Consider the following 12,834-nt stretch of genomic DNA (forward strand, 5'->3'; position numbering starts at 1 on the left):
CGGTGGACGTGGCGGCCCGGGGGAGTGCTCGTGCCGGAGCCGGGGGAGCGGAGTCGTCATTCCCGGCGTACGGCGCGGGGTGGAGTTCAGGGCCGCCGAGCCGGGGTGAGCCGCCGGATCGGGGAGCGGGCGGACAGCAGCCCGTCACGAGAGCGCCGCCAGGATCTCGGCGCGCGCGGCGGAGCGATCGGCCCCGGTCCGCGGCTCGGGGAGGTCGACGAGGGCGCGCAGCGGCTGCCCGGCCCGGCCGAGCACGGCGACCCGGTCGCCGATCAGCAGCGCCTCGTCCACGTCGTGGGTGACGAAGACGACGGTGGCCGGGTGCGTGTTCCAGGTGTCGATCAGCAGCCGCTGCACGGTGGCGCGGGTCTGGGTGTCCAGCGCGCCGAACGGCTCGTCCATCATGACCGCGCGCGGCGCCCCGGCCAGCCCGCGGGCCAGCTGTACCCGCTGCCGCATCCCGCCGGAGAGGCTCTTGGGCAGGAAGTCGCCGAACCCGGTCAGCCCGACCTCGTCGATCCACCGCTCCGCGGCCGCCCGCCGCCCCTGCCTCGGCTCGCCGCGCAGCTTCAGCGCCAGCTCGATATTGGCGCGCACGGTGCGCCAGGGCAGCAGCGCGTTGTCCTGGAAGACCACCGCGCGGTCACGCGAGGTGGTGCGCACCGGCTCCCCGTCGGCCAGCACGCGGCCGGAGTCCGGCGCGAGCAGCCCGGCCAGCGCGCGCAGCACCGTGGACTTGCCGCAGCCGGATGGGCCGGTGAGCACCAGGATCTCGCCGGGGCGCACGTCGAGGGTGAGCCCGGCGATCACCGGGTCCCCACCGTAGGAGAGGTGTACGTCGGCGAGGCCGAGCCCCATGCCGGTGCGGTTCGCGGTGGTCATCGCGCGTTCTCCTGTCCGCGCGGCAGCCAGCGGGTGACCCGCCTGCCGAGCAGCTCCACCGCGGCCGATGTGCCGAAGCCGAGCACGCCGATGGTGATGATGCCGACGAAGACGCCGGGGTAGTCGACGATGGTGTACGCCTGCCAGGTGCGGTAGCCGACGCCGAGCCTGCCGGAGATCATCTCCGCGGAGATGACGCAGATCCACGCCACCCCGATCCCGACCGAGAGCCCGCCGAACACGCCGGGCAGCGAGCCGGGGAAGACCACCCGCAGCAGCACGTCCCAGCGGCCGCCGCCGAGCGTGCGCACCGAGTCCTCCCACAGCGTCGGCAGCGCGCGCACCGCGTGCCTGGTGCTGACCATGATCGGGAAGTAGGCGGCGAGGAAGGTGATGAAGACGATGCCCGCTTCGTCGTCCGGGAAGAGCAGGATGGCGATCGGCACCACCGCGATCGCCGGGACCGGGCGGGCCAGTTCGGTGAGCGGGCCGACCACGTTCGCGAACCTCCGCGAGCGGCCGAGCGCGATCCCGGTGAGCACGCCCGCCACCGTGGCGAGGCCGAAGCCGCTGAGGATGCGGAGCAGCGACTGCGCCAGGTCGAGGAAGTAGGTGTCGGTGCCGAGCCGGCGGCCGAAGGCGGTGAGGATCTCGGTGACCGTCGGCAGGGTGTCGAAGCGGAGCCAGAACCGGACGTCGTTCGCTGTCAGCAGCTGCCAGACGCCGATCGCGGCACTGACCGAGACCAGTTTGGTCAGCCGGCCGGGCCAGGGGGAGCCCGTGCCCTTCGCCGGTGCCGGGGTGAGCGCGGCCGCCGCCGGGCCCGCCTCGACCAGCTCGGGCGTCGGGTCCGGCGCGACCGATCCGGGCGTCGGGTCCGCCGCGGAATCCGGTGCGTCCGTGCGCGGCACGGCATCCGGCTGCGCGGTTCCGGCCGCGGTCGCCGGAGCGGTGACCGCGTCGGTGCGCGTCACGTCCGCACCTCCTGGACCGCCTGGTCGTAACTCACCGGAACCGCACCGGGGTGGGCACCGCGGTAGCGCTGCGCGGCCGCCTCGGTGGTGAAGGGCAGGAAGCGGTCACCGTCGCGCAGCCAGACCGACTCGTTCGCGAACCAGCGGGTGCCGAGCTCGGCATCGAGCACGTAGGCGGTGCGCACCGTCTCGCCCCGCGCCCGCGCCTGGTTGACGATGCGAAGCAGCTCGGTGGGGTCGGCGGCGGGCCTGGTCTGCTGCTGCCCGTCCACCCAGACCTCGTTGCCGGAGCCGGTGGTCGCATTGCCGGTGTCGGCCAGCGCGGCGTCGTAGGTGGTGCCGCCGCGCTCGGCGAAGGCCTTGCGCAGCGCGGCGTCGTCGACGAAGCCGTCGATGTCGAGCTCGGCGAAGTCACCGATGGACTCCAGGTACCGCACGTCGTCCTTGAAGGCCGCGATCAGGCTCGGCTCGAGCGTGGTGTCGAAGGTGGTGCCGCCCGGGCCGTTGTAGAGATAGACCACCTCCTGCGGCAGCCCCGACCCGTCGGCCACGAGCTTCGCCGCCGCCAGCGGCGCACCGTGCAGGAACTCGGTGGCGTCCAGCTGGGCCTGCAGGAAGGCGTCGAGCACCTCCGGGTGCCGCTCGGTGTAGTCCTGCCGCGCGACGACGCCGTGGAAAGTCGGCACGTTCAGCTCGGCGCCGTCGTAGAGCAGCTCGGCCTTGCCCTGGAAGACCAGCAGCCCGGGCCAGGCCACGAACTGCGAGAGCGCGGCCACCTGGCCGGATTCCAGCGCCGACGCCCCCACCTGCGGCTGCTGGTTCAGCACCTCGACCCCGGTGCCGGGGTCGATCCCGGCGCGGGTGAGCGCCTGCACCAGGGTGCCGTGCCCGGCCGAGCCGACGCTGGCCGAGATCTTCTGCCCGCGCAGGTCGGCGAGCGTGGTGGCGGGCGAATCCGGCGGCACCACCACCATGTTCAGCGCGCCCTTCGGGTTGTACCCGGTGACCGAGACGAAGTCGGTGCGCGAACGCTCGCCGGCCTGCGTGCGGGAGCCGTTGATCAGCAGCGGGTAGTCGCCCATCGAGCCGATGTCGATCTTCTCCGCCACCATCTGGGCGGTGATCGGGGCTCCGGTGTCGTAGTCCTGCCACTCCACCTCGTACGCCGCGCCGCCCGCGTCGGTGATCGCCCGCAACCGCTGCTCCAGGTAGCCCTTGGCGCGCAGCAGGGTGCCCGCGGTGACGGTGTTGACGGTCTTGGACTGGTAGCCGACGACGACGCGCACGGTGTCGCCGCCGCCGGCGGCGGACTGCTCCAGCGAGCAGCCGGTCAGGGTGAGGGCAGCGGCGGCGGCCACCGCGATCAGGCGTTTCATGGAGTTCTTCACCTCAGGAGATACGGCATGTTGACGGTGACGGCACCGGTGGGGCAGCGGGCGGCGCACGGGCCGCAGTACCAGCACTCGTCCACGTGCATGAACGCCTTGCCGGTGCTGGTGTCGATGGCGAGCGAGTCGAGCGGGCAGATCTCGACGCAGAGCGTGCAGCCCTCGATACAGAGCGATTCGTCGATCGTCACCGGCACGTCGGCGCGGTTGTTCGCGAGGGCCATCTACAGGACCTTCCACTCGGGTGCGGTGCGGGACAGGCTGCCCCGCATGGTGATCCGGTCGCCGCGCATCCGGATGTACTCGAGATCGACCGGTCTGCCGTCCTCCAGCCTGGTCAGCCGCTCGAGCATGAGCAGCGCGGCGCCGTCGGCGGTCTCCAGGGTCGCGGCGGTGTGCGGGTCGGCGGAGACGGCCTCCAGCGCCAGGTCCGCCGAGCCGAGCGACTGGCCGCTGACCTGCTCGATGAGCACGAAGATGTCGGTGCCCGCCAGGTCCAGGTCGAGGACGGCGGCGCCGATGTCGGGGGCCAGGTAGGTCAGGTCGAGGCTGAGCGGGGTATCGCCCAGGTAGCGCAGCCGCTCCAGGTAGACCACCCGCTCGCCCGGCTCCAGTCGCAGCCTGCGGGCCACCGCGGGCGGAGCGGTGACGGCGGTCGCGGCGCGCACCTCGTTGCGCACCGTGCCGTGCCCCTTGAGCGTCTCCTGCAAGCCGAGCAGGGCGTCGAGCCCGTGGTCGTACTTGCGGTTGGCCACCCGGGTGCCGAGCCGGGGCGCGCGGTCGATCAGCCCCTCGTCGCGCAGCAGCGCCAGCGCCTCGCGCACGGTGTTGCGGGAGGTCTCGAACTCCTCGGCCAGGCTCGGTTCCGACGGCAGCCCGTCCGGGAACGCGCCGGTGTGGATCTGGTGCCGCAGCACGTCCGCCACCCGGCGCGCCTGATCCGCCCGCAGCCGCCGCACCGGCGCCTGACCGTGCGCCTCGCCCGGCTCGGGAATTGGATCCACACCTCTGACCTGCATGAACCGACGATAACGGGCTCGCGGCGGTTGGTTCGCCGGTGCGGATGCGAACCGCGTTCACGCGCTCGGAATGCGCCGGGTACGGGCGGGTGCGACCTGGGTCCCACCCGGCATTGCGCCACCCGGCTCGGCGGGCGGGGACTTGCGATCACAGTGATCGGAACAGTCCCGGTTCCACTCCCGGCGGCGCGGCACCGGTCCGCCGGGTTGCCCGCGAGCCTCGGTGAGCGCACTCGGCGACCGTCAGGACACTCCGCAGGAATCAGCCGAGCCGCCGCGGGCGCCGCGACGCGCGCGCCGCGCGGAACCGCCCCGGTCAGCTGTCGGCGGGCAGGCCGAGCAGCGCCGCCTGGACGGTCCGCAACCGCTCCACATCGCCGGTGATGCCGACGGCACTGTCGTTGTAGAGGAACGCCTCGCCGAGCCGCACCATGGCGTAGGCCAGCAGGTCCGGAGCCATGGGCGGCTCGTAGCCGTCGTCGCGGACCGCACGCCGCACCAGTTCCTCGACCGCGCGCACCGCACGTGGCTGCACCGGCCCGTCACCCGCGGTGAGGGTGCGCAACCCCGCCCGCTGCTCGTGCTCGAAGTAGCGCCGAAACGGCTCGTTGTCGCTCATCCAGCGGTTCACCCTGGCCAGCACCTCGAGCACGCGGGCTCCGCCCGCACTGCGCCTGCGGCTGTCGGCCCGCGCGACCAGCGCCTCGTACTCCCCGGCGAGCACCGCCCCGAGCAGCCCCTCGCGCGACCCGAACCAGCGGTACACCGAGGCCCGGCTCAATCCGAGCCCGGCGGCGATGGACTGCACATCGATCCGCTCACCCGCCAGGAACGCGGCCCGCGCCGCGGCCACGACCTCTGCCGGGGTGGCCGCCGCGGGCCGCCCCGGCCGTCGCGGCGTCCGCTGCCGCGCCTCCGGCCCGCTCAGAACCACTCCTCGCGCATATCGAGCGTGGTCCGATCCAGACTTGCCAGCAGCTCCAGCCCCGCCCCCGTCCTGGGCAACTCGTACCGATGGAAGTACCGCGCCGCCTGCCGCTTTCCCTCGTGGAACGCGTCCTCGCCCTCCGCTGCGGCGAGGTACTGCTCCAACCAGATCCACGCCACCACCGTGTGCCCGAACACCTCCAGGTAGACGCTGCTGTTGGCCAGCGCCGCCTCGATGTCCCCGCTCGCGAAGAGCCCCGCGGTCACCTCGACCACCCGCTGCCAGACCGTCCCGAGCCCGGCCCCCAGCGCGCCCGCCTCACCACCCGCCGCGGCGGCGGCGTCCAGCGTGGCCCGAATCCGCGCGTCGAGCGCGAGCAGGCTCGCCCCACCCTGCTGCGTCACCTTGCGCCCAAGCAGGTCCAGCCCCTGGATCCCGTGCGTTCCCTCGTGGATCGGGTTGAGCCGGTTGTCCCGGTAGTGCTGCTCGACGTCGTACTCCCGCGTGTACCCGTACCCCCCGAGCACCTGGATGGCCAGGTCGTTGGCGGTCAGGCACCACTGCGACGGCCAGCTCTTGGCGATCGGCGTGAGGATGTCGAGCAGCAGCCCGAGACGCCGACGCTCGTCCTCGGTCTCTGCGATCCGCTGCTCGTCGACCAGCCGCGCGCTGTACAGCACCAGCGCCAGCGCCCCCTCGGCGTAGCTCTTCTGCGCCAGCAGCATGCGCCGCACGTCGGCGTGCTCCACGATGGGTCGCTGCGGGCTCGCCGGATCCGCCCCGACCTTGGCCCGCCCCTGCGGCCTGCCCCGCGCGTACTCCAGCGACTTGAGGTACCCGGTGTACCCGAGCGCCGCCGCCACCAGCCCGACCCCGATCCGCGCCTCGTTCATCATGTGGAACATCAGGCTCAGCCCGCGGTGCTCCGCGCCGACCAGGTACCCGATCGCGCCGGGCGCCCCGCCGGGGGTGTGCGTGCCCTCGCCGAAGTTCAACAGCGTGTTGACGGTGCCGCGGAACCCCATCTTGTGGTTCAGCCCGGCCAGCGTGACGTCGTTGCGCTCGCCCAGCACGCCGTCCTCGCCCACCAGGAAGCGCGGCACCACGAACAACGAGATCCCCCGTGTGCCCGCAGGCCCGCCCGGGATCCGGGCCAGCACCAGGTGCACGATGTTCTCGCCGAGCTCGTGATCCCCGCCGGAGATCCACATCTTGGTGCCGAAGAGCCGGTAGCTGCCGTCGCCCTGCGGCTCGGCGCGCGTGGTGATGTCGGCCAGCGACGACCCGGCCTGCGGCTCGGAGAGGCACATGGTCCCGAAGAAGCGCCCCTCCAGCATCGGCCGGACGAACCGCTCCACGTACTGCTCGCCGTGCGCGATCAGCAGATTCGCATTGGCGATGGTGAGGAAGGGATAGGCGGCCGTTCCGGTGTTGGCGGCGTGGAACCAGGCGAAGGAGGCCTGGGCCACGACGGCGGGCAGCTGGATGCCGCCGAGCTCGGTGGCCACGGTGGCGCCGGGCAGCCCGGCCGCGGCGAAGGCCCGCAGCGCCGTCGCGACCTCCGGGATCAGCTCCACCTTGCCGTCCACGAACCGCGGCTCGTTGGCGTCGGCCTTCTTGTTGTGCGGCGCGAAGTGCGTCTCGGCGATCTCGGCGCTGAGCGCGAGCACCGCGTCGAAGGTCTCCCGCGAGTGCTCGGTGAAGCGCGGGTGCTTCGTCAGCGCCTCGACATCGAGCCACCGGTAGAGCAGGAACTCCAGATCGCGCGGGTTGAGCAGCAGGGTGCGCATACGCCCGTCCTTTCGAGACACGTATCGCGCAGAGTATCAAATATGCGCACCCCGCCGGATCAGAACCCCAGCAGCGCCGCGATCCGCGCCGCCTGCTCGGCCGGGTCGCCGTCGTCCGGCCGCAGCACCAGGTCCGGCTGCTCCGGCGCCTCGTACGGGGCGTCGATCCCGGTGAAGCCGCGCACCTCGCCCGCGCGCGCCTTGGCGTAGAGCCCCTTCGGGTCGCGAGCCTCGCACATCGCGAGCGGCGTGTCGACGAAGATCTCCAGGAACGGAAGCCCGGCGGCCAGGTGCGCCTGCCTGGCCCGCTCCCGATCCTCCCGGTACGGGCTGATCAGCGAGACCACCGCGAGCACCCCGGCCTCGGCGAAGAGCTTGGCCACCTCGGCCACCCGGCGGATGTTCTCGGTGCGGTCCTCGGGGGCGAAGCCGAGGTCGGCGTTGAGCCCGTGCCGCAGGTTGTCGCCGTCCAGCAGGAAGGCGGGCCTGCCCGAGGCGACCAGCCTGCGCTCCAGCTCCACCGCGACCGTGGACTTCCCGGAGGCGGAGAGCCCGGTGAGCCAGACCGTGCCGCCGCGGGTCGCGCGCTCGGTGCGCTCCACCGCGCTGCGGTGCCACACCACCCCGGCGGCGGTCGGCGTCGGCCCGGTGATCATGCCGGCCGCCACGGTGTTGTTGGTGACGTCGTCGACCAGCACGAAGCTGCCGGTGTTCCGGTTGCGCCGGTACGGGTCGAAGAGCACCGGCCGCCGCGCGCGCAGCTGCACCCGCCCGATCTCGTTGAGCGCCAGCGCGTTCGCGGTCTCGTCGCGGTGCAAGGTGTTGACGTCCAGCCGGTAGTCCAGCCGCTGCACCCGCACCGGTTCGGCGCGGGTGGTGTGCCGCAGCGTGTAGGTGGCGCCGGGGGTGAGCGCGCTCTCCTCGGCGAACCAGCAGACCATGGCGTCCAGGTCGCGGGCCGTCTGCGGCCGGTTCGCCGGGCGGCAGAGCAGGTCGCCGCGGGCCACGTCGAGCTCGTCGGTGAGCTGCACCGTCACCGCCTGCGGCGGGAAGGCCTCGGCCAGCGGCGCGCCGCCCGGACCCCACAGCGCCGCCACCGTCGTGCTGAACCCCGACGGCAGCACGGTGACCTCGTCACCCGGCTTGAAAACGCCGCCGGCCACGGTGCCCGCGTACCCGCGGAAATCCGGGTTGTGCGTGCGGGTCACGTACTGCACCGGCAGCCTGGCGTCGATCAGGTTGCGGTCCGAGGCGATGTGCACCTGCTCCAGCTGGTGCAGCAGGGGAGTGCCCTCGTACCAGGGCATGCTCGCGGTGCGGTGCACGATGTTGTCGCCGGTCAGCGCCGACATGGGCACGAAGGTCAGGTCGCTCACCTCGAGCCGGGCGGCGAACCGGGTGAAGTCGTCCCTGATCTCCTCGAAGCGCTCCTGGCTCCAGTCCACCAGGTCCATCTTGTTCACGCAGAGCACCAGGTGCGCCACGCCGAGCAGCCCGGCGAGGAAGGCGTGCCTGCGGGTCTGCTCCACCACGCCCTTGCGCGCGTCGACCAGGATCAGCGCGACGTCGGCGGTGGAGGCGCCGGTGACCATGTTGCGGGTGTACTGGATGTGCCCCGGGGTGTCGGCGATGACGAACTTCCGCCGCGGCGTGGTGAAGTAGCGGTGCGCGACGTCGATGGTGATGCCCTGCTCGCGCTCGGCGCGCAGGCCGTCGGTGAGCAGCGAGAGGTCGGTCCGGCCCGCGCCGCGCTCCTTGCTGGTGCGCTCGACCGCGGCGAGCTGGTCGGCGAGGATCGCCTTGGAATCGAAGAGCAGGCGCCCGATCAGCGTCGACTTACCGTCGTCGACGCTGCCCGCGGTGGCCAGCCGGAGCAGGGTGGTCATCAGAAGTACCCCTCGCGTTTGCGATCTTCCATCCCCGCCTCGGAGATGCGGTCGTCGGCGCGGGTGGCGCCGCGTTCGGTGACCCGGGTTGCGGCCACCTCGAGCACCACGTCGTCCGCGTTCGCCGCGGTCGACTCCACGCAGCCGGTGCAGGTGGCGTCGCCGACGGTGCGGAACCGCACGGTGGCCTCGTAGGGCTGCTCCCCGTCGAGCAGCCGCAGGAACCCGGTGTGCGCCAGCAGCATGCCGTCGCGCTGCACCACCTCCCTGCGGTGTGCGTAGTAGAGCGGCGGCAGCGCGATCTCCTCCGCGGCGACGTAGTTCCAGATGTCCAGCTCGGTCCAGTTGGAGAGCGGGAAGACCCGGATGTGCTCGCCGCGCCGGTGCCTGCCGTTGTACAGGTTCCAGAGCTCGGGGCGCTGGTTGCGCGGGTCCCACTGGCCGTACTCGTCGCGGAAGCTGAAGACCCGCTCCTTGGCGCGCGCCTTCTCCTCGTCGCGCCTGGCGCCGCCGAAGACGGCGTCGAAGCCGCCCTCCCGGATCGAGCGCAGCAGCGTGTGCGTCTGCAGCCGGTTGCGGCTGGCCCGCGGGCCGGTCTCCTCGGTGACCGCGCCCGCGTCGATGTCGTCCTGCACGCTGCCGACCAGCAGCCGCAGGCCGAGCCGCGCGACGGTCTCGTCCCGGTAGGCGATCACCTCGTCGAAGTTGTGGCCGGTGTCGACGTGCAACACCGGGAATGGCAGCGGCGCGGGCCAGAACGCCTTGGCGGCCAGGTGCAGCATGACCACCGAGTCCTTGCCGCCGGAGAAGAGCAGCACGGGGCGTTCGAAGGTGGCGGCCACCTCGCGGAAGATGTGCACCGATTCGGCTTCGAGCGCGTCGAGGTGCGACAGCTCCCAGCCGGTGACGGACTTCTGGTTCGGGCTCACGAGAAAAAACTAGAACACGTTTCGGTCTGACCGTCAACGCTTCAGCGCAGCGGCGGCCGCCCGCCCGCGGCCGCGGTGACGGCCGCCGCCGCGGCCGCGAGCGCGGTGCCGCGGCGCTCGATCTCGGCCCCGGTGACCGCCCTGCCGACGTACATCGTGAGCACCATGCTCTGCCTGCCGCGCTCGTCGTAGGTGGGCGCGGCGAGCAGGCTCACCGGGTGCTCCTTGCGCGGGCGCAGATCGCTGCCCAGATACACCCGCTCGCCCAGGCTCGTCACCAACTCGGCGACGAGTTCGCGCAGCTCGGCGGGCATTTCTGCGCCTGCCGCGCCAGCCAGCAGCGAGTAGAGTCGCCGCCCCGCGGCCGAGGTGCTCTCGATCAGGTAGCCGCGCTCGCGACACTCGGCGACGACCGTGCGCAGCCGCCGCTCGTCCTGCTCCAGCGGCACCGCTGCCGGGGTGCGCAGCCAGGCGTCGAGGGCGGCGTCGGTGTCCCAGAGCACGTACATGAGCCCGACCGGCGGCGCGAAGGGGTAGGTGGCGCCCACCTGCACCCGGCCCGGCCCGGTGGCGTCCAGTACCACGATCTTGTCGCCGACCACGGCCGATGCCGTGCAGGTGGTGCGGTAGCGCACGCTCAGCGGCTCCAGCTCGGCGCGGGCCAGCGCGGAGACCGCGAAGTTCTCCTGGGCCGCCCGCCCGGCCCCGATCAGCGCGGGGCCGAGCCCGTAGCCACGGGTGCGCGGGTCCCGGATCAGGTACCCGGCGGCGGTGAGCTCGGTGAGAATGCCCAGGCAGGTGGGTTTGGCGAGCCCGAGTTCGCGCGCGATCTCGGAGAGGCCGTAGCGCGAGCCGCGGTTCGCCACCAGGAAATCGAGCACCCGCAGCACCCGGACGGTGGGGGCGGAGCGCCGGGCGACGGTGCCGTCTCCGATCGCGACCTTGGACACTGTTGACCACTCCTAGAACAAGTTCTAATCTTCGAACAGACGAAATGTACCACGCCGGTACATATATGGAACACGACCGGGAGGCTACGTGCTCAGCAAGCCGTTCGCGGAGGCGATCGCCGAGGCGGAGGAGATCATCACCTCGGCCGCGCAGGTGAAGACCGAACAGGACCTCGTCGAGGGGTTCGACTATCTCGGCGGCAGCATTCGCGCCGCGCTCCAGCTGGCCTGGGCCTACGACCGCGACTTCCCGTTCTTCGCCAGGTCCACCGGCCCCTACACCAAGATGGGGCTGGACAACCCGGACACCCTCTACTTCCACGCCTTCCTCCGCCCGAACGCGGAGTACTTGGTCACCGGGGTCCGCGGCACCACCCGCGACCTGAGCTTCCAGGTGCTCAACGGCAATTACACCCCCGCCGAGGTGCCGGACAGCCTGACCGCCTTCGACGACCGCGAACTGGATATCGCGCCGGACGGCAGCTACCGGATCCGCTTCGGCCCGGGCCCGGCCCGGCCCGGCTACGTGCAGCTCGCCGCGGACTCGTCCATGCTCGCGGTGCGCGAGGTCTACGGCGACTGGTCCGAGCGGCCCGGCACCATCCGGATCGAGCGGGTGGACACCGTCGGCGATGCGCCGCCCGCGCTCACCCGCGACCTGCTCGCCAAGCGGTACCGGGTGGCGGCCAGGAACCTCACCTCCCGGCTGCGCACCTTCCTCGCCTTCCCGGAGTGGTTCTATCTGAACCTGCCGGTCAACACCATGACCGAGCCGCGCCGCACCCCCGGCGGGCTCTCCACCCAGTTCTCCTCGGTCGGCCACTACGACCTCACCGACGACCAGGTGCTCATCCTGACCGTGCCGAAGTCGGATGCCCCGTACCAGGGCTTCCAGCTCGGCACCATCTGGTACCTCTCGCTGGACTACATCAACCACCAGACCAGCCTGAACGCCGACCAGTCCCGGGTGGACCCGGACGGAAAGATCCGGCTCGTCGTCAGCGAGCGCGACCCCGGGCTGGCCAACTGGGTCGAGCGCACCGGCCACGACCGCGGCTACCTGCAGTTCCGCTGGCAGCGGCTGGCCCGCGACCTGAAACCGGAGGATGGTCCCGAGGTGCAACTCGTCTCGTTCGACGAACTCCCGGAGAAGCTGCCCTACTACGACGAGGCCAGGGTGACGCCCGAGCAGTGGCGCGAACGGATCGCCTTCCGCCAGCGCACGCACGCGGATCGGATGCTGGGATGAGCGACACGCGTATCGGAACCGGCCACGACGCGGCCGCCGACGCCGCGCTCGGCGGCGCCGGGCTGCTGACCGGCAAGGTCGTGGTGGTCTCCGGGATCGGCCCCGGGCTCGGCCGCTCGATCGCCGTCCGGGCGGCGCGGGCAGGCGCCGACGTCGTGCTCGCCTCGCGCACCGAGAAGCGGCTGGACAAGGTCGCCGCCGAGGTGCGCGAGATCGGCCGGAAGGCCCTGGTGGTTCCCACCGACATCACCGACGAGGCCGCCGCCGAGAACCTGGTGCGCAGGACGGTGGACGAACTCGGCCGGGTGGACGCGCTGGTGAACAATGCCTTCGCGATCCCGCCGATCACCGACCTCGTCACCGTCGAGCTGGACGGCGTCCGCGCCGGCTTCGAGACCAACGTGCTGGCCGCGCTGCGGCTGACCCGGCTCTTCGTGCCCGCGCTGGCCGAGGCGAGGGGCTCGGTCGTGATGATCAACTCGGCGGTGCTGCGGCACTCCAGGCGCACCTTCGGCCCGTACAAGATGGCCAAGGCCAGCCTGCTGGCGCTGGCACAGAGCCTGGCCACCGAGCTCGGCCCGCAGGGCATCCGGGTGAACTCGGTCGCCCCCGGCTACATCTACGCGGGCAACCTGAAGTGGTACTTCGACTACCAGGCCGAGGAGCGCGGGATCACCCACGAGGAGGTCTACGCGGAGACCGCCGAAACCACCGACCTGCGCAAACTGCCGGAGCCGGACGAGATCGCCGACGCGGTGCTCTTCTTCGCCTCCCCGCTCTCCCGCATCGTCACCGGCGCCTGTCTCGACGTCAACGCCGGCGAATTCCACCACTAGGAG

General features: G+C 72.0%; 12 protein-coding genes. 2 read left to right on the forward strand and 10 right to left on the reverse strand.

The features are described from left to right. Window positions 1–144: 144 nt before the first annotated feature. The 10 genes from ACFO0B_RS23115 to ACFO0B_RS23160 all read right to left on the reverse strand — a co-directional run bounded on the left by ACFO0B_RS23115 (window position 145) and on the right by ACFO0B_RS23160 (window position 10,746). Window positions 145–882 carry an ABC transporter ATP-binding protein gene (locus tag ACFO0B_RS23115; RefSeq protein ID WP_378614657.1) on the reverse strand — a complete coding sequence of 246 codons (738 nt, stop codon included), beginning with the start codon at window positions 880–882 and terminating at the stop codon, window positions 145–147. After that, complete coding sequence (locus ACFO0B_RS23120) at window positions 879–1,718, reverse strand: ABC transporter permease (RefSeq protein ID WP_378615275.1); 840 nt, start codon at window positions 1,716–1,718, stop codon at window positions 879–881. Before ACFO0B_RS23120 ends, ACFO0B_RS23115 begins: the two co-directional genes overlap by 4 nt. Window positions 1,719–1,852: 134 nt before the next feature. Next, window positions 1,853–3,232 (reverse strand): ABC transporter substrate-binding protein, encoded by a 1,380-nt coding sequence (locus tag ACFO0B_RS23125; protein WP_378614658.1) that lies wholly within the window; start codon window positions 3,230–3,232, stop codon window positions 1,853–1,855. 8 nt (window positions 3,233–3,240) lie between these two features. After that, window positions 3,241–3,468: a 4Fe-4S dicluster domain-containing protein gene (locus ACFO0B_RS23130; protein ID WP_357013138.1), complete on the reverse strand. Its 228-nt coding sequence runs from the start codon at window positions 3,466–3,468 to the stop codon at window positions 3,241–3,243. Next, a complete protein-coding gene (locus tag ACFO0B_RS23135; protein WP_378614659.1) occupies window positions 3,469–4,263 on the reverse strand; it encodes a GntR family transcriptional regulator in 795 nt (264 codons plus the stop codon). It abuts the gene before it with no gap. 316 nt (window positions 4,264–4,579) lie between these two features. Further along, entirely contained in the window at window positions 4,580–5,197 is a 618-nt protein-coding gene (locus ACFO0B_RS23140) for a QsdR family transcriptional regulator (protein WP_378614660.1), read from the reverse strand. Continuing rightward, window positions 5,188–6,981 (reverse strand): acyl-CoA dehydrogenase, encoded by a 1,794-nt coding sequence (locus ACFO0B_RS23145; protein WP_378614661.1) that lies wholly within the window; start codon window positions 6,979–6,981, stop codon window positions 5,188–5,190. Before ACFO0B_RS23145 ends, ACFO0B_RS23140 begins: the two co-directional genes overlap by 10 nt. A gap of 59 nt (window positions 6,982–7,040) precedes the next feature. Beyond that, window positions 7,041–8,867, reverse strand: coding sequence for an adenylyl-sulfate kinase (cysC, locus tag ACFO0B_RS23150; protein ID WP_378614662.1), 1,827 nt, complete (start codon window positions 8,865–8,867; stop codon window positions 7,041–7,043). Further along, on the reverse strand, window positions 8,867–9,796 hold the full coding sequence (cysD, locus tag ACFO0B_RS23155) for a sulfate adenylyltransferase subunit CysD (protein WP_378614663.1): 930 nt from the start codon (window positions 9,794–9,796) through the stop codon (window positions 8,867–8,869). Before cysD ends, cysC begins: the two co-directional genes overlap by 1 nt. A gap of 41 nt (window positions 9,797–9,837) precedes the next feature. Then, window positions 9,838–10,746 (reverse strand): helix-turn-helix domain-containing protein, encoded by a 909-nt coding sequence (locus ACFO0B_RS23160; protein WP_378614664.1) that lies wholly within the window; start codon window positions 10,744–10,746, stop codon window positions 9,838–9,840. An 88-nt stretch (window positions 10,747–10,834) separates the two neighbouring features. Here ACFO0B_RS23160 and ACFO0B_RS23165 point away from each other — a divergent pair, with 88 nt between their 5' ends. Together ACFO0B_RS23165 and ACFO0B_RS23170 are read left to right on the forward strand one after the other, a co-directional pair. Beyond that, window positions 10,835–11,995 (forward strand): hypothetical protein, encoded by a 1,161-nt coding sequence (locus tag ACFO0B_RS23165; protein ID WP_378614665.1) that lies wholly within the window; start codon window positions 10,835–10,837, stop codon window positions 11,993–11,995. Further along, window positions 11,992–12,831, forward strand: coding sequence for an SDR family oxidoreductase (locus ACFO0B_RS23170; RefSeq protein ID WP_378614667.1), 840 nt, complete (start codon window positions 11,992–11,994; stop codon window positions 12,829–12,831). The genes ACFO0B_RS23165 and ACFO0B_RS23170 overlap by 4 nt, the downstream gene beginning before the upstream one ends. The last annotated feature ends 3 nt before the right edge of the window (window positions 12,832–12,834 follow it).

Source organism: Nocardia jiangsuensis, assembly GCF_042650385.1.
GTDB classification, from domain to species: domain Bacteria; phylum Actinomycetota; class Actinomycetes; order Mycobacteriales; family Mycobacteriaceae; genus Nocardia; species Nocardia jiangsuensis.

Excerpts from the sequence above, each read along its gene's own strand:
- ACFO0B_RS23145 (WP_378614661.1), bottom strand. The coding sequence starts at position 6,981 with ATGCGCACCCTGCTGCTCAACCCGCGCGATCTGGAGTTCCTGCTCTAC.
- ACFO0B_RS23115 (WP_378614657.1), bottom strand. The coding sequence starts at position 882 with ATGACCACCGCGAACCGCACCGGCATGGGGCTCGGCCTCGCCGACGTA.
- ACFO0B_RS23170 (WP_378614667.1), top strand. The coding sequence starts at position 11,992 with ATGAGCGACACGCGTATCGGAACCGGCCACGACGCGGCCGCCGACGCC.
- ACFO0B_RS23130 (WP_357013138.1), bottom strand. The coding sequence starts at position 3,468 with ATGGCCCTCGCGAACAACCGCGCCGACGTGCCGGTGACGATCGACGAA.
- ACFO0B_RS23135 (WP_378614659.1), bottom strand. The coding sequence starts at position 4,263 with ATGCAGGTCAGAGGTGTGGATCCAATTCCCGAGCCGGGCGAGGCGCAC.
- cysC (WP_378614662.1), bottom strand. The coding sequence starts at position 8,867 with ATGACCACCCTGCTCCGGCTGGCCACCGCGGGCAGCGTCGACGACGGT.
- ACFO0B_RS23125 (WP_378614658.1), bottom strand. The coding sequence starts at position 3,232 with ATGAAACGCCTGATCGCGGTGGCCGCCGCCGCTGCCCTCACCCTGACC.